The sequence below is a fragment of the Pseudomonas caspiana genome, from assembly GCF_040224095.2.
Lineage (GTDB): Bacteria > Pseudomonadota > Gammaproteobacteria > Pseudomonadales > Pseudomonadaceae > Aquipseudomonas > Aquipseudomonas caspiana.
The window spans coordinates 3,445,303-3,464,806 of the sequence record NZ_CP167995.1 but is presented as its reverse complement, the minus strand read 5'-3'; the positions used below and the strand labels follow the sequence as shown (position 1 = coordinate 3,464,806).

Sequence of the window (19,504 nt, the reverse complement as noted above, 5' to 3'; positions counted from 1 at the left end):
CATTCAAATGAGTGGAATAGGATCCCGGCTACGAAAAGAAAGAGAACGTTTGGGCTTGTCTCAGCGTGCCTTCGGCGAAATCGGTGGGGTAGAGGCGAATGCCCAGGGCAAGTATGAAAGTGGTGATCGTGCCCCGAAAGCCAATTACCTCGCTGCCATCGCCACTAAAGGCGTGGATGTATTGTTTGTGCTGACTGGCAGCCCTGCGCCAATCCGTGCAGATAATATTAGCCACGCAGAGGAGAAAGTATTGGGTAGCTACCGCACCCTCACCAAGGAAGATCAGGATGCCATCAAACGATTGACCATCACCATGGCCGAGCTTTCGGCTTCATATGCCATCCATGGAAGGGCCGCCAGCATCAAGGAGGAGTGAGGTTTTACTGAGGTTGGCGAGGTGTCGCCCGAAAATAATTTATTCTCTTGGTGCTTCGGTGATAGCGTGTGTCCAGTGCTATCTCAAAACTGATGTGGGTTGGACCCGGCATGATGCTAGGTCTGGCCCGCTGTTTTTGCTATGGTGACCAGTATTCGTTATGTCCGTTTTGCGAGGTGTCTGCTTGATTAAGGTGCTAGTTGTTGACGACCATGATCTTGTTCGGACAGGCATCACGCGCATGCTGGCTGACATTGACGGTCTGCAGGTCGTCGGTCAGGCCGACTCTGGTGAAGAGTCGCTGAAGAAGGCGCGCGAACTGAAACCGGATGTAGTCCTCATGGACGTCAAGATGCCCGGGATTGGTGGTCTTGAAGCGACTCGCAAATTATTGCGCAGCCATCCCGAGATCAAGGTAGTGGCCGTTACGGTTTGCGAAGAAGATCCCTTTCCAACCCGGTTGCTGCAAGCAGGTGCCGCTGGTTATATGACCAAGGGCGCAGGGCTTGCGGAAATGGTTCAGGCTATCCGCCTGGTGTTTGCGGGGCAGCGTTACATCAGTCCGCAGATTGCTCAGCAATTGGCTCTCAAGTCGTTTCAGCCACAAGTCAACAATTCACCTTTTGATCTGCTCTCTGAGCGTGAGATTCAAATCGCACTGATGATTGTCGGCTGCCAGAAAGTCCAGACGATTTCCGATAAGCTTTGCCTTTCCCCGAAAACAGTCAATACCTACCGTTACCGTATCTTTGAAAAGCTGTCGATCGGCAGCGATGTCGAGCTGGCTTTGCTGGCGGTACGTCACGGCATGGTCGATGCCAGCGCCTGAAATGAACCCACCGTTTGACCCAAGTGCCTTTCTTGCAACCTGTAGCGGTCGCCCCGGCGTGTATCGAATGTTCGATGCCGAGGCGCGCCTCCTTTATGTAGGCAAGGCCAAGAATCTGAAAAACCGGTTGGCGAGTTATTTTCGCAAGACCGGCCATGCGCCGAAAACCAGCGCACTGGTTTCGCGGATAGCCCAGATCGAAACAACGATCACCGCCAACGAGACGGAAGCGCTGCTCCTGGAGCAGACGCTCATCAAGGAATGGCGTCCGCCTTACAACATTCTGCTGCGCGACGATAAATCCTATCCCTATGTATATCTGTCAGACGGCAATTTTCCGCGCCTGAGCATTCATCGTGGCGCTAAAAAAGCCAAGGGTCGGTATTTCGGGCCTTACCCCAGTGCCGGAGCGGTGCGGGAAAGTCTGAGCTTGATGCAAAAGACATTTCTGGTGCGCCAGTGCGAGGACAGTTTCTACAAGAACCGCACACGTCCTTGTCTGCAATATCAGATCAAGCGCTGCAAGGGACCTTGCGTTGGTCTCGTGGAGCCTGAAGTCTATGCAGAAGATGTGCGCCACTCAGTGATGTTCCTCGAAGGTCGCAGCAACACGCTGACCGACGAGTTGAACGCGCTGATGGAAAAGGCCGCCATGAGTCTGGACTTTGAACAGGCCGCCGAATTACGCGACCAGATCGCGTTGCTGCGTCGCGTGCAGGATCAGCAGAGCATGGAAGGCGGCACCGGCGATGTCGACGTTGTTGCGGCGTTCGTCAATCCTGGCGGTGCCTGTGTGCACTTGATCAGCGTGCGCGGCGGCAGGGTGCTGGGTAGCAAGAACTTCTTCCCGCAGGTGGGTATCGAGGAAGAGGTGGGTGAGGTCATGTCAGCCTTCCTGTCGCAATATTTTCTGGGCGGTGTGGATCGTGAGCTGCCGGCGGAAGTCATCGTCAACGTCCTGCATGACGACTTCCCGACGCTGATCGACGCTATTGAAGAGTCCCGTGGTCGTGAGTTGGTAATCAGTCATCGGGTGCGCGGTACGCGTGCACGCTGGCAGCAGATGGCAGTGACCAATGCGGAGCAGGCGCTGTCGGCACGACTCGCCGATCGGCAGCACGTGGCGGCACGCTTCGATGCGCTGCAAAAGGTTCTGAAACTCGACGAGCCACCGCTGCGCCTCGAGTGCTATGACATCAGCCACTCCAGCGGCGAGGCTACGGTGGCGTCCTGCGTGGTGTTCGGCCCTGAAGGTCCGATCAAATCGGACTATCGTCGCTACAACATCGAAGGTGTCACGGCGGGCGACGACTATGCCGCCATGCATCAGGCGCTGACACGGCGCTTCAGCAAGCTCAAGGACGGCGAGGGTAAACTGCCCGATATCCTGTTGGTCGACGGCGGCAAGGGGCAGATGTCGATGGCCCGCGATGTACTGAATGAGCTGGCGGTGCCCGACCTGATTTTGCTGGGCGTCGCCAAGGGCACAACCCGTAAGGCGGGCTTTGAAACCCTGTATCTCAACGATTCCGCTCATGAGTTCACCTTGCCGGGGGATTCTCCGGCGCTGCACCTCATTCAGCAGATCCGCGACGAAGCTCACCGTTTTGCGATCACCGGCCACCGGGCGCGACGCGGCAAGACTCGGCGCACCTCAAGCCTTGAAGGTGTCGCTGGAGTAGGGCCTACACGGCGCCGCGACCTGCTCAAACACTTCGGTGGCCTGCAGGAATTGTCCCGTGCGAGCATCGAAGAAATCGCAAAAGCACCCGGAATCAGTAAAAAGCTTGCAGAGTCGATTTATGCAAACCTGCACAGCGAGTAGAATGCCCGCTCACCTCGTAGCAAGTTGTGCCGATGAATATCCCTAATCTGATCACCGTTCTACGTGTCCTCCTGATTCCGATCTTCATTCTGCTGTTTTACTTGCCGTACCATTGGAGCTACATGGCAGCCAGTAGCGTCTTCGCTTTCGCAGCAGCGACTGACTGGCTCGATGGATATCTGGCTCGCCGTCTGGAGCAGAGCACGCCGTTTGGCGCGTTCCTTGATCCGGTCGCGGACAAGCTGATGGTTGCAGTTGCACTGGTTTTGCTGGTTCAGGCCCACGCCAATCTTTGGCTGACACTGCCTGCGGCTGTGATTATCGGTCGTGAGATTGTCATCTCCGCATTGCGCGAATGGATGGCTGAACTGGGCGCCAGGGCTCAGGTAGCAGTGTCAAACCTGGGCAAGTGGAAGACTGCCGCGCAAATGCTGGCGCTGGTCATTTTGCTGGCCAATCCGCCCGCGTTCACATTTTGGGTTGTGTTGGGGTACGTGCTGCTGATTCTGGCTGCAGGCCTGACTTTGTGGTCGATGCTGCAATACTTGAGAGCCGCATGGCCGCACCTGAAAACCACGGCTGATAAAAAATAAGTTTTTAAAACAAAGGGTTGACGGCGCGGTTTGAATCTATAGAATAGCGCCCGTCACCAAGATGCGGGAATAGCTCAGTTGGTAGAGCACGACCTTGCCAAGGTCGGGGTCGCGAGTTCGAGTCTCGTTTCCCGCTCCAAGTTTGTACACATTGAGTGTTTGTAGTTTGAGCACTGGATGTTTGAGGCCGAGTAGCAAAATGGTTATGCCGCGGATTGCAAATCCGCTTACGCCGGTTCGATTCCGACCTCGGCCTCCACTATTAAAGAACCCGAAGATTAACGTCTTCGGGTTTTTTATTGCTTGCGAGAAAATCTGTAGGCGCTCCTGAAGGCTGCGATGGCGGTGTGTCAGGGAGTTTGTTTCTCCTTCAATGACGACGAATGGTAACCACTGGTCAGGCCTTATGTGGCGAATTGCAATTAAGCGCCAATTAAGAGGTCACAGTAGTCCCTTAGTAACGAGCAAAAATATGCTTGCCTCAGAGATGAATTCAGAAGACAGCGAGTACCTGCTGAATGAGCTCAACCTGGCTACCGAAGAGCTCATGTCGATCGACAAAGCCGCCTTCGGGGGTGAGCATTGGCAAGCAGCGCATCTTCGCCAGCAAGGTGCATTTGCAAACTGGCTCCGCTACATCAGAAAAGATCCTGTATTCCAAAGCAGATCAGCGAATTTGCATTCTTGATGCGCGGCAGCATGCATGCCCGACATCAGGGGTAGGCAGTTGATGATCTGACGCGAGACGAGAAATCGCAGGCAAAGAAAAGCCCGCGATGGGGAGAGCGGGCAAAGGCCTGATAGTGCCTGCAGTTAGAGTACGAGGCTGGTTGTGAAAATGATGTGAAGATCTGACTGGAAAAACTGTGCTGCGCGGAGCGGAGCGATGATCGGCAACAAACAGGCTCAGGATTGTCTACTCTTGGTGAAACCTGGGTCAGCAGAGGACGCACAATGTATTCGAAACCAGATATCCAGCGAGTTCTTGAAACAGCGTTTTTGCCCTCAAGGTGCGAATGCGTTATCGGTGTAAACGACAACTTTTCGCTGAAGCTCATCGACCCCGAATCAGGCGATATCGAGCTGTATGTAACAGGGATAGCTTTTTCTGAGCTTTCTACCAGCAGATCCATCGCCAGGCTGGTGCTCTCGCTGAAAGAGCAGAGAGACCTCATGGGTAAGATGGAATTGTCCATGAAGCGACTGGGGTAGGGCAGATACGACGAAAAAGGCGGAAGTTTTCGAACCGGACATCGGTTCGGAGCAATTACAACCTGCTCGGGGTTAAAGTCGGGCTAACTGACTGCCATCCCGACAATCTCGTCCCCCATATCGCACTTTTTTGCATTTTCCCGATCTATGTCTGTCCCGGCCGCGCTGATTTCCTGCGCGGACAGTGAATCAGACTGGTGCCGATGGATCGCACGTTACCTTCATGTACTACTCGATGGATGCGCCAGCCGCTGGTGTTGGCGATGGTTTTTCTGCTTGGCGTCAGTGGTTGTAGTCAGCAACAGGGCCGCGATATCGCCACTCAATTCAGTAAAGGCAAGCCTGACGAGCTATTCCAGACCAGCGTTGATCGCATGGCCACGCTTGGGATGCATGACAATCTGCAAAGCCTGTATTTATTGATGAACAAGCTTTATCTGCGTAATCCCAATCAGTGGCGTCTATCGGGTTACACGGATGCTGTGAGCGCGGCTCGGGCGATCCGCCAGGCCATAGAACTACGCCAGCCTCTGCCTGCTCTCGGAGAGCGTCGTGACCTGGCGGCGCTGAGTTATTCCTTGAGTCCGGAGTTTCGCGGCGACCGTGTAGGGGCTTTTATCTACGCGATTGGCAGCATGCTGGTAACTGCTCATGGTGGCCGCACCGAGTTTTATGTGACGGACTCCATCAATCCACAGTTCGTCAGCAACGCTGCGCGCAATATCGAAAAAGCCACATGGCTGCTCAGTCAGCGTCAGGATGCCAATGGTGTGCTGTTGCTGTTTTCCAATGAAATATCGGATCAGTCCAGTAACCTGAGTTTCGCCGTGGAGTTCGGCAAGATCGTCGCGCGGCTCGACTTGCTGGCGCAGATTCTGGATGAGCGTTATCGGCGTATCGGGCTTAATTACGCGCAGAGTCTGTTGCTGTTGAATTTCCTGCCGGTGCAGTAGTGAACCGGGCCATTAGTCAGGCCCGGGATTACTTACTTCGCGGGCATGTCCTTCAGTAACTGATCCAGCACGGGCGCCATCTTGGTCTCTGTGCCCTGAAACTTCATCATGGATAACCCACCCTTGCCACGCAGATAATAATGCGCGGCTCCCAAACGACGTTTCTCGCTATCCCATATCTCCAGGTCTGCGCTGGAGAGGTACGGCACGATATCCCATGTTCGATACGCTACGTACGTCAGTCGATAGTTGCAGCTAGCGGGCACTTGGGCATAGACCTCGGAGCTAATACCGCGGTCCAAAAGCCCACGCTGCACCACCGAGACAAAATCCGTGACCAGCACTTTAGGATTTTGCTCAATGCAGATATTCGCCGGGCGTACCGTGAGCGGCTCGACCTCAATGGATGTGCAGCCGCCTAACATTCCCAGCCCTGCGAGAACCAGACCACTTGCCAATGCTTTCATCAAAACCCGTTCCTTCCTGGATTGCGACCTCGTGTTTATGAGGAGGCTTTTAAAGTGTTTGGCCGCACGTGTTCGGCCGGATGGCATAGTGCCACATGTTCGCATCGGTTGGTACGAGAGGTCGGCCGGGCTATAGCGCTCGGTCTAAAGCTAGTCGGATGCTGACAGACGGAGCTGCTCAAAAGTGCTGATGACCTAAGCTCCAAGCGTCGTTATCGACTTGCTAAGGAGGTTTCCATGTCGAAGGTCGCAGGCAGCAAAAATTCTGGCGGTTCGAGCAAATCACCGGCCAGTGGATCAAAAGGGCGGTCCAGTCATCCAGGCCCTGGAGGAAACTGGCCAAGCACCACCGGTAACGATTCGGGTGGCAAGCGTGGTAATGCGCCTCCCAAGAATGGTTGAGTGGATAGGCGATTTGAACTGCTGCTACCTCAAGATGCCAAAACAGAACCTACCATGAGGACAGCGCAATGACTGACGAAAAGAAAGAACCACCCAAGGACGACACACCCGCTCACTCCACCAAGGAAGAGCGGGAACGTCTGAAGGACTTCAATAAGGGTGGTATTCCACCTGGGGCTTGCTGATTACCCGCCGATTAGTTGCTATTTGCGCCTCACATCGGGAGCGTAAGTAGCAACTTCCTAGCGATTTAAAGAGTTTCCTCAACGCTTGCCCGCACAATTCGCCCGGTCTTCACCTCGTTCGCGAAGTCGAGCAAGGCTGTTTCCGATGCCTGATAGTTGTTTACGATCTCCTGTATCACTTGCGCTTCTTTCTCGTTACCGGCGTCGGATAATTCGCGGGCTTTTTTATGCAGGTCCGCAGACGACCATTTGAGAAGGAATGCTGCTGATATGAGCGCTTCACCCAGTTCCTGATTTTCCTTCGTCATGCTTTCTCGCTCCTTTTTTATAATCGACACTGGTTCAGAGGTCCATTTGTGCCAAGCCATCGCTTTGGATGCTAGCACCGAAGCCATGTAAAGAATGCCACTGAAGCAGTGGGCGGCGTTTGTAAACTCCGTTAGAGCTTGGGGGTTGGCTGGACTTTCTGGCGTGTCCGAGCCGACAAGAATAGCGTGCTTGCTGATGATGTCGGTAGCTAACGTGCATGTCGGAATTTACATCCGGCAGGTCGCGCGTCTGTTCGTTGTCCGGTCCTGACGGCACCTGGTGCGCGTCATTATTAGGACGCAGAGCTCCAAGCTTCAACCAGCTCGCTGGTGCTGTATCAATAAGAGGTCACGATGGCGGCGGCGAGTTGTTTGTCAGTCATCAGAGGCGGGCTGAAAGTCTCACGATAGTGCCGCGATGCTTGTTCAAATTGCGCACCCCGGATCTCACCCTCCGAGCCTACGAAAGCAAGTGCATCAGTTTTAGCTGATGTGAAGATCTTTGGCGGCTCTGTTGTGAGTGAGGTCGTTCCCCCAATCAAAATGGTTGGCAGGAATGTCGTGATCATCATTCCCTGTTCGAAAGGGTTGGCATTTTCGGCTGCCATGGCTTGTGATCCAGATAGAACTGACAGGGCAATAGCGAGGGCTGTCCATAATCTCATTTAGTTGCTTCCGTAATGCCTTGTGTTGACGCGTCACGATAACAGATGACGTGAGGATTGTTGGCGTCAGTACGCCGGGAGTAGGGGTGGCCTATAAGAAAATCGGCGTAGCAGAATGCCATTGCATAACGTGAAAAATTAAGAATAAATGGCGCAATTCTATGGTTTCTCCCTCGGTTGAGAGTGATATCAACGCTCGGCCGTAGTCTCAGGTTTTTTAGTTTTCGACTTTATAAGGATAGGGTCATGCGGGTTGTCACTTTCGGAACTGCTATTGCTTTAGTACTTGCCGGATGTTCTGGAATACCTTCAGTCCCCTATCAAGAGCCTGCTCAATCAGAGGGGGTGGCGCGTATTCGCGTCATCACCAACTCCAGTGTATTTGGAGATAGCATCACTGGCAGTTGTGCCCCTGCCACCCGTCATAAGATGGCTGACGCCGGACGTTTCGGGCGGGACGGGACGGCGAACATCAACTATCCGCAATACCCCCTGAAGTCGGCGAGCATTGGCATGCCGAAAAGAGTTGCGCCTGCTCTGAGTGAATACGTCCCTGCAGTACGGATGGGCGAAGGAGTATATAAAGAGGTAGTCACCGAGTATCGCGTCAGGGCTGATCTGCCATTCCAGCTTGCAACCCTCGGCGCAACCATTGGTAGTTATGGAAGTACTTACTCGTCTTGCGGTGCCGAGGCCCTCGTTTACAAGCTGGAACCGGGGAAAGATTACGAAGCCTTGGTAGGCGTAGGTACCAGACCAAACCTGGACGGCGGGCAAGCGCTTATCTGCATGTTCGGGGTCATCGAACTTTTGCCTTTGCCTGGCACTTCGATTGTAATTCCCCAGAAACTGACGCCTTCCGAGCCCCCTCAGGTGGCGTGCAAAACGAAATAAGTAACGTCCGCCATCGAGTGGGTTCTGGGGCTGGCAGAGCCTGTAAAGCTTCGACATTGATCGTAATGCTGGTAGCGGTAAGAGCTAAGTGGATCAGCGAGAGGCAGAACGAAATATGCTCACTAAGTATCCTGGCTCACGCTTAGGAGGCACACGATAGTGATCCGATCCAGGTCGTTGTAAATGCTACAGTCCCACCAAACCAAGGAGGGAGCGACATGCGAATTTTGATTGGCGCGGTTGTGGTGGTGCTTTTGGCAGGGTGCAGCGCCTCAAGCGCTCAAAGATTTGATAAATACGCCACCATGCGAGCCTGGGAGCTCTACCGCACAGACATTAAGTACGGCTATTTTGACGAAAAGACCGGCGTCCGTCTGGCCGGTAATTATTCGCCGACAATGTTGCCGTTAAGGATTGCTGACAATAATGAATGGATGGACTTCACCGCTGAAAAGCGCGGCGGCTACATTATTTTTGGCAACCGTTTACATCGAGAGACATTCCCGGCTGGTTTAGAACCCATCGCAGAATTCATTGCGTGGGCTGATCTCCCGGCGATACAGCGGACGGCAAGCGCTAAAAAACTGAATGCGAGGGAAGAGTTCACCTCCATTAACGCCCGAGTTGTGGCTGAGAACGGTACAGGTGAGCCGCTACTGGTGTTCAAAAAGAACTCGCTTGCATTCACAAGTCCGTCGAACTATTCGATAGATCTCCCCAATGCCAAAGAGATGATCCGTAGGGCCTCGATCTGGAACAGCGCTCGTGAACCGAAAGTGTCTGACTGACGATGGAGCGTCATGATCACCAGACTTCTACCAGCCGCACTTGCTTTGTTTTCTGACTTGTCTCTCCAGCGGCACTCGCTTGGTACTAGGAGGCGGGAACGCCGTGTCTCAGCGCTAAAGACATAGACCGCTGCAAGTAATGGCTATCTCAGTACACGAGTGTAGAACAGGGAGGTTTTTCCTTGCCCACCGATCACCGATAGGCTTTATGGTTTAATGCGAAAAAGGTTCTTAAGGAGGATTGCAGTAATGGATAAAGCGTTTAAACAGCCGATGTTTATTGTGGGCATCCCGTTCACGGTATGTGGTTTTGTGTTCGGCCTGAACGGACTCATTTCCGAGCGAACCTTTGCCTACATGGCTCCAGGGCTACTGATCCCTGGTCTGGTTTTCATGCTGATTGGCTGGATGCAGCGGAATAAGTAACGTGCCGACGACTGGCAGACTTGAAGTGGCTGGAGGAAGAGAGGAGGGATTCAGTAAATCGGCGGGACACCGGAATGAGTTCGGAAAATCGAGAACTGCGGCAAGATTCTAGAATTGCGGTGCAGAAAACACCAAGGGCCTACGCCAGAAACCAGCGTAAGCCCTTGATCTGAAATGGTGCCCCGAGCCGGGGTCGAACCGGCACGTCCAAAGGACGAGGGATTTTAAGTCCCTTGCGTCTACCAATTTCGCCATCGGGGCGGTAGCGCTGAAGAGCAGGGAATATATACACCCAACTCCCCTGAAGCAAGCCCGCAAGATATTGAAATAAGACAAGATCTTGCTTTTAAGGCTGGAAAAAATACGCGGGCCTTGTCTGTCGGTGACCAAGGCCCTCGATCGGGCTCAACCCAAGCGACCGTATCACAGGTTCAGAACCTGCTTCAGAAACGGTGCGGTTTTGCTCGCAGCAACCTTCACAACCTGCTCTGGCGTCCCTGCAGCCACGATCTTCCCACCCTGATCCCCTGCGCCGGGGCCGATGTCGATGACCCAGTCGCTTTGGGCCACCACACGCATCTCATGCTCGACGACCACAACGCTGTTACCCGCGTCGACCAGAAGGTTGAGCTGTTTGAGCAAACGGTCGACGTCGGTAGGGTGCAGGCCGGTAGTCGGCTCATCCAGCACATACAAGGTTGCGCCGCGCTGTGTGCGTTGCAATTCGGTGGCGAGTTTGATGCGCTGTGCTTCGCCGCCCGACAGTTCTGTGGCCGGTTGGCCGAGACGCAGATAACCCAGGCCGATGTCGCGAAGCACAGTCAGCGGTCGCAGCACGGCGGGTTCGTCCTTGAACTGCACCACGGCGTCATCGACGGTCAGTCGAAGTACCTCGGCGATGTTCAGGCCCTGCCAGGTGATGGTCAGGGTTTGAGGGTTGTAACGTGCGCCATGGCAAGTAGAGCAGGGCGCGTAGACGCTGGGCATGAAGAGCAATTCAACGCTGACGAAGCCTTCGCCCTCGCAAACCGGGCATCGGCCTTTGGCGACGTTGAAGGAGAACTGCCCGGCGTCGTAGCCTTTCTTGCGTGACGCCGGGGTTGCAGCGAACAGTTTGCGTACCTGGTCGAAGAGGCCGGTATAGGTCGCGAGGTTTGAACGTGGGGTTCGACCGATAGGTTTTTGGTCGACCTTGACCAGCCGGCGAATGGCTTCCAGTCCGCTGACAACTTTGCCACTGGCGGATTGAGGCGCGTCGTCTTCCAGGCTTGGCGCATCAGCCTCGTTGTTCTCGGCGGTCTGGCCCAGATGCGAGCCCACCAGTTCCAACAGCGCATGGCTGACGAGGCTCGACTTGCCTGATCCGGAAATGCCCGTGACCGAGGTAAAGCAGCCCAGCGGGAACTCGGCGCTGAGGTTGTCCAGATTATTGCGGGTCACGCCTTCCAGCTTCAGCCAGTCCGTCGCTTTGCGTCGTTCAGGTTTGCTGGTTTCGTGTTCGGCAAACAGGTGCAACCGGGTTTGTGAAGCCTCGACGTTGGCAAGACCGGCAGGCGGACCACTGTAGAGGACGCGTCCACCGTGTTCTCCGGCGGCAGGGCCAACGTCAATCAGCCAATCGGCGCGGCGCATGGTCTCAAGGTCATGCTCAACCACGAACAACGAGTTGCCCGCAGCCTTCAGGCGTTGCAGCGCGCTGAACAGTGCTTCGCCGTCTGCGGGATGCAACCCGGCTGATGGCTCGTCCAGCACGTAGATAACGCCGAACAGTTGCGAGCCGAGCTGGGTTGCCAGCCGCAGACGCTGCAACTCGCCGGACGACAGCGTTGGCGTGCTGCGCTCCAGAGCCAGGTAGCCAAGGCCCAGATCGGTCAGGGTGCTGACTCTGGCCAATAGATCCTGCGCAATACGTTGCGCAGCGATACGTTTTTCGATGGATAGATCATCTTTGAGCGGCGCGTCGCTGGCGGCGACTGGACGCAACACTTCAGCCAATTGCAGAAGGGACATTTGCGCGAGCTCACCAATATCGAAACCGGCAAACTTCACCGACAGCGCGGCCTGCGTCAGGCGTTTGCCATCGCACAGTGAGCAGGGGCTGCCAATCATGTACTGCGCGACGCGCTTCTTCATCAATGCGCTTTGCGAATGGGTGAAGGTGTGCAGTACGTAGCGACGGGCTCCGGTAAAGGTGCCTTGATAACTCGGTTCGAGCTTTTGTTTGAGGGCTCTGCGGGTTTCTGCAGGTGTCAGGCCTGCATACACCGGTACGGTGGGTTGTTCGTCAGTGAACAGAATCCAGTCGCGTTGTTTTTTAGGCAGATCGCGCCACGGAATGTCCACGTCATAACCCAGGGTGACCAGAATGTCGCGCAGGTTTTGGCCTTGCCAGGCCGTGGGCCATGAGGCAATGGCACGCTGGCGAATGGTCAGTGAGTCGTCAGGGACCATCGATTGTTCGGTGACTTCATACACCCGACCCAAGCCATGACACTGTGGGCATGCGCCTTGAGGGGTATTGGGCGAAAAGTCCTCGGCATAGAGCATGGGCTGCCCGGCGGGATAATTACCCGCTCGAGAGTAGAGCATGCGGATAAGGCTCGACAGGGTCGTGACGCTGCCCACCGACGAGCGTGTGCTCGGTGTGCCACGTTGTTGCTGGAGTGCCACTGCGGGTGGCAGCCCTTCGATAGAGTCCACATCGGGTACGCCGACCTGGTCGATCAGGCGTCTTGCGTAGGGGGCGACCGACTCAAAGTAGCGGCGTTGAGCTTCGGCATACAGCGTCGAGAATGCCAGCGAGGATTTCCCCGAGCCGGACACGCCCGTGAAAACCACTAGCGCGTCGCGGGGAACATCGACATCAACATTTTTCAGATTGTGCTCACGTGCGCCGCGCACTTGTACATAGCCAGTGTGCTGTTGAGGCGCAGTGGCTGAGAGGGTCTTTTCGTCAGGGGTATTGTGCTGCGAAGTCATCGTCCAGCCTTGTTATTCAAAGGCGACGGCACAGCGCACGCCTGCTGCTTGAATTCACAGATCAATGTTTGACCGGTGTATTGGAGTTCGCGCCCGGGACTTTGGGGGCATGCCCCTCGTTATCCTGCCGACCGCCAGTCTGGTCCTGCTCTTCCAGGGTTTCTTCAGTACGTTGTTGATGATCAGCGATGTCGGCCGGATGTTGCTCAGGATCATTGAGATTGTTGCCTTGGTTGTTGCGTTTGTCATGAGGCATTTGCGTCATCCAGAAGTTTAAGAGCTAATTGGTCACAGGATTACGATCAGGCAGCGCGGCTGATCGTTCAATCCAATACTGTTTAGTCAGCGATAGCGGTACGTCAGGCAAATGCTTCGTAGCTTCGGCAGCTTCTACAGAAAATGCATTCCAGTGCCAGGAGTACGTTTGTTTGATAGGACGTTTCAGTGATTTACGTAGGAATGGTCTTACAGTGTCTCAGGCTGTTGTGCGATGCCTGAGGTTGGCTGTTTAATCCGTTTTTTCCTGACCCACTAATAGACTTGATGTGGAGCGAGCAGATCCATGATCGGTATCGGTAGAAGACTACGGCAGGAGCGTAAGCGTCTGGGGCTGTCCCAAAAAGAAATGGGGGGGCTCGGTGGCGTTGCCGCTAACGCACAGGGCAAGTATGAAAGCGGCGAGCGTGCGCCCAGGGCCGATTATCTCGCGGCTTTGGCACGGGAAGGCGTCGATGTGTTGTTCGTGCTTACCGACCGGCGAGCGACACGCGGCCAGACAGGCAGTATATTCAGTGAAGTTGACAGTGCGCCCGTCAACCCGGAACTGTTACTTAGCGAAGTTCAGCAGGCCGTCCGCCATTTTGTGTCCACCATAGAGGAGCTTTCCAGCAACTATGAAGTGGACAGCATCCGCCGCGACCATGATGAGCATCAGTAGAGTGTTACCGGGCTATCGACTCATGAACGTGTCGGGAGTACCGGCTTGTCAGGCGCTGCCTGAAGGTTTCTCCAGTACTTTTTGCGCCAGACTCTGAAGGTAATTCGCCAGCGCCACTTCTTCCAGACGTAAGCCTTTGCGTTGTCTGGATCGAGGAATCAAAGCAAGCTCTCCCAATAGAAAACCCTCTAGTACTGCTGGATGGATGTAGCACTTGCGGCAGACCGCCGGGGTATTGCCGAGCTGTTTCGCCACCGCTTTCACCATATCGACAATGTGTTTTTTGGCATCGGCCTCAGGCTCCCAGTGCAGTTTGCGCAGGGTTGCCAACGCCAACGCACTGCCTGCCCAGGTTCGGTAGTCCTTGGCAGTGAAATCCGAGCCTGTGAGCTGTTGCAGGTAGGCGTTGATATCTGAAGAACTCACGGTATGGCGCTCGCCATTGTCGTCCAGATACTGAAACAGATTCTGGCCGGGCAACTCCATGCAGCGTTTGACGACTTTCGCCAAGCGTCGGTCAGTCACGTTGATCTGGTGCTCGACGCCGCTTTTGCCGCGAAACTCGAACAGGATGTCGTTGCCGTGCACTTCGACGTGTTTGTTGCGCAGCGTGGTTAACCCGTAAGAACGGTTGTCTCGCGCGTACTGGCTGTTGCCGATACGGATCAGCGTCGCGTCGAGTAATGAAACAACCGTGGCCATGACCTTGTCGCGACCGATACCAGGCTCGGCAAGCTGGGCTTCAATCTTTTTGCGGACCTTGGGCAAGGCCAGACCAAACTCGATCATGCGTGAGTATTTGTTCTGATCGCGAACTTCTCGCCAGCGCGCATGATAGCGATATTGCTTACGCCCTCGGGCGTCGCGGCCTGTAGCCTGCAGATGCCCGCGCGGATCCGGACAAATCCAGACGTCGGTATAGGCGGGCGGGATAACCAGTGCGTTGATTCGTTTGATTTCTGTTTCATCACGAATCCGTTGACCTTCCTGGTCGAAGTAAACGAACTTGCCTCGCAGGATCTTGCGGCTGAAACCCGCTTGAGTGTCCTCAACGTAATGCAGGTCCGGGGGCAGTTGGTCGATAACGGTCGAGTCAGGCATGGTTGCAATCCACAGGGCAGTTATGTGGATTGACCGCGGCGGTTCTCAAGGGTGCCCAGTATTTACGATCAGGCCAGCACCGCTACCGATTTGATCTGCGCCCAGAGCGGTTGCCCCGGCACGAGCTGCAACTGGTCACGGGAGTAGCGAGTGATACGCGCTAACAAGGGCGTACCGGCTGCGTCCAGACGGACCAGCACATGAGCCGCGTTGTCTGCCGGTATCTCACTGACTACCGTCACCGGAAGGCGATTGAGGATACTGCTCTGATTGTCTGGCTGCAGGCTCAGGCTGACGTCACGGGCCTGAATCTTGAAGCGCAACGCTTTGCCTGACGGCAGCGGCGTGTGGGCAAGGCGCATTTGCAAGTCGCTGTGGGGCAGGGCGACATGGAGTAACTGGTACTCGGCGTCGTGGGCAACCACGCAGCCTTCAATCACCACGCCCGCGTCGTCACCCATGGCCATGGGTAAATCCAGCCGCGCCAGGGTTTCGCCAATCGGACCACTGGCCAGCGCCTTGCCTTCACTCATCAACACCAGATGATCGGCCAGGCGCGCCACTTCGTCCTGGGAGTGGCTGACATAGAGCATGGGAATGTCCAGCTCGTCGTGCAGCCGCTCCAGATACGGCAGGATTTCGCTTTTGCGTTTTGTATCCAGCGCTGCCAGCGGCTCATCGAGCAGCAGCAGTCTAGGGCTGGTCAGTAGGGCGCGCGCTATACCGACCCGTTGCCGCTCACCGCCGGACAGCTTATCCGGGCGTCGCTCAAGCAGGTGCTCAATACCGAGTAATTGCGCCGCGTGCTGCAGATCGACATGACGCTGATCGGCTGGGATTCGTCGCAGGCCAAACTCCAGATTGCCGCGTACCGACAGATGCGGGAACAGACTCGCTTCCTGAAAGACGTAGCCCAGAGCACGTTTGTGTGGGGGGACGAACAGACCTTTGGCGGTGTCTTGCCAGACTTCATCGTTGATCTGGATAAACCCTCGCTCGGGCTTTTCCAGGCCAGCGATGCAACGCAGGCAGGTGGTTTTGCCGGAGCCTGAATGCCCGTACAACGCGGTCACACCGCGTCCGGGCAGTACCAGGTCGACATCCACGCTGAATTCCGGGTAGTTGACCTGTAAACGAATCTGGATATCTGCACTCATCGATCAGCTCCAGGCCGCTTTGGTCTTGCCGCTGGAATAGAGCGCCAGTAGAACAAGGAATGAGAACACCACCATTGAGCCCGCCAGCCAATGGGCCTGCAGATACTCCATGGACTCAACGTGATCGAAAATCTGCACTGAGACCACGCGGGTTTTCTCGGGAATATTGCCGCCTATCATCAGTACCACGCCAAACTCGCCCACGGTATGCGCAAAGCCGAGAATGGCCCCGGTGATGAAGCCGGGTTTGGCCAAGGGCAACACCACGCTGAAGAAGGTATCCCAAGGGCTGGCGCGCAAGGTTGCTGCCACTTCAAGCGGGCGCGTGCCAATGGCCACGAACGCGTTTTGCAGTGGCTGAACCACGAAGGGCATGGAGTACAGCACCGAGCCGATGACCAGACCGGGAAAGCTGAACGTCAACGTTCCCAGGCCCAGGCTTTGAGTCAATTGACCGACAGTACCGTTGGGGCCGAGCAGCAACAGCAGGTAAAACCCGATCACCGTCGGAGGCAGCACCAGCGGCAGGGCGACAATGGCGCCGATGGGGCCTTTGAGCCACGAACGGGTATGCGCTAGCCAGAGGGCGATGGGCGTGCCGATCACCAGTAGAATAACCGTGGTCAGCGAAGCCAGTTTCAGGGTCAACCAGATTGCAGCAAAGTCGGTACTGTCGAGTGGCATTTACAGTTGGTATCCGAAGGACTTGATCACAGCAGCCGCTTTAGGACCTTTGAGGTACTCGACCAGCGCCTCGGCTGCGGCGTTGTCTTTGCCTTTATTGAGAATGACGGCGTCCTGTTTGATCGGATCGTGCAGTTCAGCCGGTACGATCCAGGCCGAACCACCAGTCACTTTACCGTCTTTATAGATCTGCGACAGGGCAACAAAACCCAGTTCGGCATTACCGGTTGAGACGAACTGATAGGCCTGAGTAATGCTTTGGCCTTCGACGATCTTGGCTTTTGTTGCATCGGTCAGGCCCAGTTTGGCCAGTACTTGAGTAGCCGCGAGGCCATAAGGGGCGGCTTTCGGGTTGGCGATGGCGAGATGCTGATATTGATTCTTCTTGAGGACGTCGCCTTTGGCATCCACGTAGCCTTCTTTGGCGGACCACAGGGCCAGCGTGCCAACCGCGTAGGTGAAGCGTGAACCTTTAACGATCTCGCCTTCGCTTTCCAGCTTGGCCGGGGTGGTGTCGTCGGCGGAGAGGAATACTTCAAAGGGGGCGCCGTTCTTGATCTGGGTGTAGAACTGCCCGGTGGAGCCGAACGAAGCTACCAGCTTGTGACCGGTGTCGGCCTCGAAATCCTTGGCGATGGCCTGAATCGGAGCGATAAAGTTTGCTGCAACGGCAACTTGCACTTCGTCTGCGAACGCAGCGTTCACCGCCAGCGCTGCGATGATGCCGGTCAGGGATTTGAGGGCAAGACTTGCGGGAAACATGCGCATTGAACAGCTCCATGGGCAGCAGAAAACAAAAATGGCCGCGTGACGGCCATTCGCTATATATGGAAATATATAGCGAGGCTTTGTCCCATGGGAAGCTAAGTTTTATGCCCGGATGAGTTTTTCCAGGGCTTGGCTGGCGATGAGCCGGGTCAGTTGCTCAGCCCCGTGCTCATGTTTGATCCCGACGGCCTGTCCTGCCCACAGGTTCATGAAGTCGCCATTGCCTGCCGGTTCGGCGATCGCCCGCAGCGGTATCAGTGCGCCTCCGGCGAGAGGAAAGGCGGGGGCAATCGGGCTGACAGGACCCAGTTCGGTCATGATCCTGTTGACGATGCCCCGAGCCGGGCGACCGGTAAAAATGTTAGTCAGCGCGGTCTGGCTTTCATTGGCGCTGCGCAGCGCTTGATAGTGCGGCTTGCTGACTTTGGCTTCGGGGCAAAACAGGTACGCAGTACCGATTTGTACCGCTGAAGCACCGAGCATGAAGGCCGCTGCCATTCCCCGCGCATCGGCAATTGCACCCGCGGCAATCACGGGCACGCTGACCGCGTCGACAATCTGTGGGACCAGGGCCATGGTGCCCACCTGAGTCGTCAGGTCAGTGCTGAGGAACATCCCGCGATGTCCGCCAGCCTCGTAGCCCATGGCAATAATCGCGTCGCAGCCGTGGGCTTCAAGCCAGACGGCTTCGGCAACAGTCGTCGCTGATGAAATGACTTTGGCGCCAGTGGCCTTGACCCGTAACAGCAGGTCAGCTTCAGGCAGGCCGAAGTGAAAACTGACCACTTCGGGTTTCAGCGCTTCGACCAGCTCACAGCTGACACGATCAAACGGAGCGCGGCTGGAAACCGGAGTAGGGGCATCGAAGTCCGCGCCCAGCTCCTGATAATAGGGGCGCAGCGCATCCTTCCAGTGCACGTGACTTTGTGGGTCATCCTTCGGCGGCTGATGGCAAAAGAAATTAAGGTTCAGCGGTCCTTTGCATTGCTGACGTATCAGGCTGACTTCATCACGGATCTGCTGTGGACTCAGCATCGCACAGGCGAGGGAGGCCAGTGCGCCGGCATTGCCTACCGCAACGGCCATCGCCGAGCCGCCCGCGCCAGCCATGGGGCCTAGAAGGATGGGCAGTTCAATCCCGAACAGATCAATAATGCGAGTATCAGGCCAGGCGCTCATAGACAGATGGCTCCATGCAGTTATTTTTGAGGTGCTATTGAGCGTGCGCGCGGCGCATTTGGCAACTGCTGAAGTGCACCGGTTGACTTAAGAGACGATCGGTCTAATATTGTCCTTCATGAATACACCCCAATTGAAACGTCGCCCGGGTCGCCCGCCAAAGGTCGACCGGGAGAACTTCGAAACCCGTGAAGCGCTGATTCGTTGCGGCACTGAAGTGCTCACTGAGCAGGGCTTCACAGCTACTGGTATCGATTACATCCTCAAGCGGATTGGTGTCCCCAAGGGTTCCTTTTATCACTACTTCCCCAGCAAAGAGGCTTTCGGTCACGCGGTCCTGGATAACTACGCCGGGTACTTCTCGCAGAAGCTCGACCGCTGGCTTCTTGATGAAACGCTGACGCCGCTTGAACGTCTGGTCGGATTCGTGCAAAACGCGAAAGCTGGCATGGCTCGTCACGACTACCGGCGGGGATGTCTGGTGGGCAATCTCGGGCAGGAAGTCAGCCTGCTGCCTGACGGCTTTCGGGAGATGCTGGAAGCTATCTTTATCGACTGGCAAACGCGCTTGAGTGCGTGCTTTAAAGCCGCACAGGCCAGCGGCGAGCTGTCGTGCCATGCTGACTGTGATGAGCTGGCAGCGTTTTTCTGGATTGGGTGGGAAGGTGCGGTGTTACGCGCCCGCCTGGTTGCCAGTGACACGCCACTCAATACGTTCATCTCGGGGTTTCTACGCGGTCTGCCGCAATAAACTTTTTTGAATATTAAAAGACGAT

At 55.7% G+C, this 19,504-nt stretch carries 24 protein-coding genes and 3 tRNA genes; 15 read left to right on the top strand and 12 right to left on the bottom strand.

All coding sequences use genetic code 11. The features are described from left to right. Positions 1 to 7 precede the first annotated feature (7 nt). The 9 genes from ABRP31_RS15875 to ABRP31_RS15835 all read left to right on the top strand — a co-directional run bounded on the left by ABRP31_RS15875 (position 8) and on the right by ABRP31_RS15835 (position 5,788). Positions 8 to 376 (top strand): helix-turn-helix domain-containing protein, encoded by a 369-nt coding sequence (locus ABRP31_RS15875; protein WP_087263958.1) that lies wholly within the window; start codon positions 8 to 10, stop codon positions 374 to 376. Between the two features lie 184 nt (positions 377 to 560). Then, the gene (uvrY, locus tag ABRP31_RS15870) at positions 561 to 1,205 is read left to right on the top strand and encodes a UvrY/SirA/GacA family response regulator transcription factor (protein ID WP_162873805.1); all 645 of its coding nucleotides are present in this window, start codon (positions 561 to 563) and stop codon (positions 1,203 to 1,205) included. 1 nt (position 1,206) lies between these two features. Then, complete coding sequence (gene uvrC, locus ABRP31_RS15865; RefSeq protein ID WP_087264477.1) at positions 1,207 to 3,030, top strand: excinuclease ABC subunit UvrC; 1,824 nt, start codon at positions 1,207 to 1,209, stop codon at positions 3,028 to 3,030. Between the two features lie 32 nt (positions 3,031 to 3,062). Next, complete coding sequence (gene pgsA, locus ABRP31_RS15860; protein ID WP_027898587.1) at positions 3,063 to 3,623, top strand: CDP-diacylglycerol--glycerol-3-phosphate 3-phosphatidyltransferase; 561 nt, start codon at positions 3,063 to 3,065, stop codon at positions 3,621 to 3,623. 63 nt (positions 3,624 to 3,686) lie between these two features. Further along, positions 3,687 to 3,762, top strand: a tRNA-Gly gene (locus ABRP31_RS15855). Positions 3,763 to 3,808: 46 nt separating this feature from the next. After that, positions 3,809 to 3,882, top strand: a tRNA-Cys gene (locus ABRP31_RS15850). A gap of 213 nt (positions 3,883 to 4,095) precedes the next feature. Further along, positions 4,096 to 4,311 (top strand): hypothetical protein, encoded by a 216-nt coding sequence (locus ABRP31_RS15845; protein WP_087263962.1) that lies wholly within the window; start codon positions 4,096 to 4,098, stop codon positions 4,309 to 4,311. Between the two features lie 266 nt (positions 4,312 to 4,577). Beyond that, entirely contained in the window at positions 4,578 to 4,835 is a 258-nt protein-coding gene (locus ABRP31_RS15840; protein ID WP_349969265.1) for a DUF1652 domain-containing protein, read from the top strand. A gap of 203 nt (positions 4,836 to 5,038) precedes the next feature. Continuing rightward, on the top strand, positions 5,039 to 5,788 hold the full coding sequence (locus ABRP31_RS15835; RefSeq protein ID WP_349969264.1) for a hypothetical protein: 750 nt from the start codon (positions 5,039 to 5,041) through the stop codon (positions 5,786 to 5,788). A gap of 32 nt (positions 5,789 to 5,820) precedes the next feature. Here ABRP31_RS15835 and ABRP31_RS15830 read toward each other — a convergent pair whose 3' ends face one another. Further along, positions 5,821 to 6,255, bottom strand: a complete 435-nt coding sequence (locus ABRP31_RS15830) for an Sbal_3080 family lipoprotein (RefSeq protein WP_349969263.1) — start codon at positions 6,253 to 6,255, stop codon at positions 5,821 to 5,823. A 237-nt stretch (positions 6,256 to 6,492) separates the two neighbouring features. Here ABRP31_RS15830 and ABRP31_RS15825 point away from each other — a divergent pair, with 237 nt between their 5' ends. After that, complete coding sequence (locus ABRP31_RS15825) at positions 6,493 to 6,657, top strand: hypothetical protein (protein WP_349969262.1); 165 nt, start codon at positions 6,493 to 6,495, stop codon at positions 6,655 to 6,657. A gap of 250 nt (positions 6,658 to 6,907) precedes the next feature. Here ABRP31_RS15825 and ABRP31_RS15820 read toward each other — a convergent pair whose 3' ends face one another. Both ABRP31_RS15820 and ABRP31_RS15815 read right to left on the bottom strand, forming a co-directional pair. Then, complete coding sequence (locus tag ABRP31_RS15820) at positions 6,908 to 7,150, bottom strand: hypothetical protein (protein ID WP_349969261.1); 243 nt, start codon at positions 7,148 to 7,150, stop codon at positions 6,908 to 6,910. Between the two features lie 338 nt (positions 7,151 to 7,488). Next, positions 7,489 to 7,758, bottom strand: a complete 270-nt coding sequence (locus tag ABRP31_RS15815) for a DUF2388 domain-containing protein (protein WP_372488800.1) — start codon at positions 7,756 to 7,758, stop codon at positions 7,489 to 7,491. A gap of 303 nt (positions 7,759 to 8,061) precedes the next feature. On the opposite strand from ABRP31_RS15815, the gene ABRP31_RS15810 reads away from it, so the two are divergent. Next, a complete protein-coding gene (locus tag ABRP31_RS15810) occupies positions 8,062 to 8,709 on the top strand; it encodes a hypothetical protein (protein ID WP_349969259.1) in 648 nt (215 codons plus the stop codon). Here the strand turns inward: ABRP31_RS15810 and ABRP31_RS15805 are convergent. After that, entirely contained in the window at positions 8,615 to 8,824 is a 210-nt protein-coding gene (locus ABRP31_RS15805) for an ALQxL family class IV lanthipeptide (RefSeq protein ID WP_349969575.1), read from the bottom strand. The two genes, ABRP31_RS15810 and ABRP31_RS15805, sit on opposite strands and share 95 nt — an antisense overlap. Positions 8,825 to 8,927: 103 nt before the next feature. Between ABRP31_RS15805 and ABRP31_RS15800 the strand changes: the two genes are divergently transcribed. Then, positions 8,928 to 9,497, top strand: coding sequence for a hypothetical protein (locus ABRP31_RS15800; protein WP_349969258.1), 570 nt, complete (start codon positions 8,928 to 8,930; stop codon positions 9,495 to 9,497). 249 nt (positions 9,498 to 9,746) lie between these two features. Beyond that, positions 9,747 to 9,923, top strand: coding sequence for a hypothetical protein (locus ABRP31_RS15795; protein WP_349969257.1), 177 nt, complete (start codon positions 9,747 to 9,749; stop codon positions 9,921 to 9,923). Between the two features lie 175 nt (positions 9,924 to 10,098). Here ABRP31_RS15795 and ABRP31_RS15790 read toward each other — a convergent pair. The 3 genes from ABRP31_RS15790 to ABRP31_RS15780 form a co-directional block, all read right to left on the bottom strand. Then, positions 10,099 to 10,184, bottom strand: a tRNA-Leu gene (locus tag ABRP31_RS15790). A gap of 162 nt (positions 10,185 to 10,346) precedes the next feature. Then, a complete protein-coding gene (locus ABRP31_RS15785) occupies positions 10,347 to 12,902 on the bottom strand; it encodes an excinuclease ABC subunit UvrA (RefSeq protein ID WP_349969256.1) in 2,556 nt (851 codons plus the stop codon). 61 nt (positions 12,903 to 12,963) lie between these two features. Next, a complete protein-coding gene (locus tag ABRP31_RS15780) occupies positions 12,964 to 13,158 on the bottom strand; it encodes a hypothetical protein (RefSeq protein ID WP_349969255.1) in 195 nt (64 codons plus the stop codon). Between the two features lie 306 nt (positions 13,159 to 13,464). On the opposite strand from ABRP31_RS15780, the gene ABRP31_RS15775 reads away from it, so the two are divergent. Continuing rightward, complete coding sequence (locus tag ABRP31_RS15775; protein WP_349969254.1) at positions 13,465 to 13,839, top strand: helix-turn-helix transcriptional regulator; 375 nt, start codon at positions 13,465 to 13,467, stop codon at positions 13,837 to 13,839. A 48-nt stretch (positions 13,840 to 13,887) separates the two neighbouring features. Here ABRP31_RS15775 and ABRP31_RS15770 read toward each other — a convergent pair whose 3' ends face one another. The 5 genes from ABRP31_RS15770 to ABRP31_RS15750 form a co-directional block, all read right to left on the bottom strand. Next, a complete protein-coding gene (locus ABRP31_RS15770) occupies positions 13,888 to 14,940 on the bottom strand; it encodes a DNA topoisomerase IB (RefSeq protein ID WP_349969253.1) in 1,053 nt (350 codons plus the stop codon). 68 nt (positions 14,941 to 15,008) lie between these two features. Next, positions 15,009 to 16,097, bottom strand: coding sequence for a molybdenum ABC transporter ATP-binding protein (gene modC, locus ABRP31_RS15765; RefSeq protein WP_349969251.1), 1,089 nt, complete (start codon positions 16,095 to 16,097; stop codon positions 15,009 to 15,011). A gap of 3 nt (positions 16,098 to 16,100) precedes the next feature. Beyond that, complete coding sequence (gene modB / locus ABRP31_RS15760) at positions 16,101 to 16,781, bottom strand: molybdate ABC transporter permease subunit (protein ID WP_349969250.1); 681 nt, start codon at positions 16,779 to 16,781, stop codon at positions 16,101 to 16,103. After that, positions 16,782 to 17,549, bottom strand: coding sequence for a molybdate ABC transporter substrate-binding protein (gene modA / locus ABRP31_RS15755; RefSeq protein ID WP_349969248.1), 768 nt, complete (start codon positions 17,547 to 17,549; stop codon positions 16,782 to 16,784). 102 nt (positions 17,550 to 17,651) lie between these two features. Then, entirely contained in the window at positions 17,652 to 18,728 is a 1,077-nt protein-coding gene (locus ABRP31_RS15750; protein ID WP_087263990.1) for a nitronate monooxygenase family protein, read from the bottom strand. Positions 18,729 to 18,846: 118 nt separating this feature from the next. On the opposite strand from ABRP31_RS15750, the gene ABRP31_RS15745 reads away from it, so the two are divergent. Next, complete coding sequence (locus tag ABRP31_RS15745) at positions 18,847 to 19,479, top strand: TetR/AcrR family transcriptional regulator (protein ID WP_349969247.1); 633 nt, start codon at positions 18,847 to 18,849, stop codon at positions 19,477 to 19,479. Positions 19,480 to 19,504 lie beyond the last annotated feature (25 nt).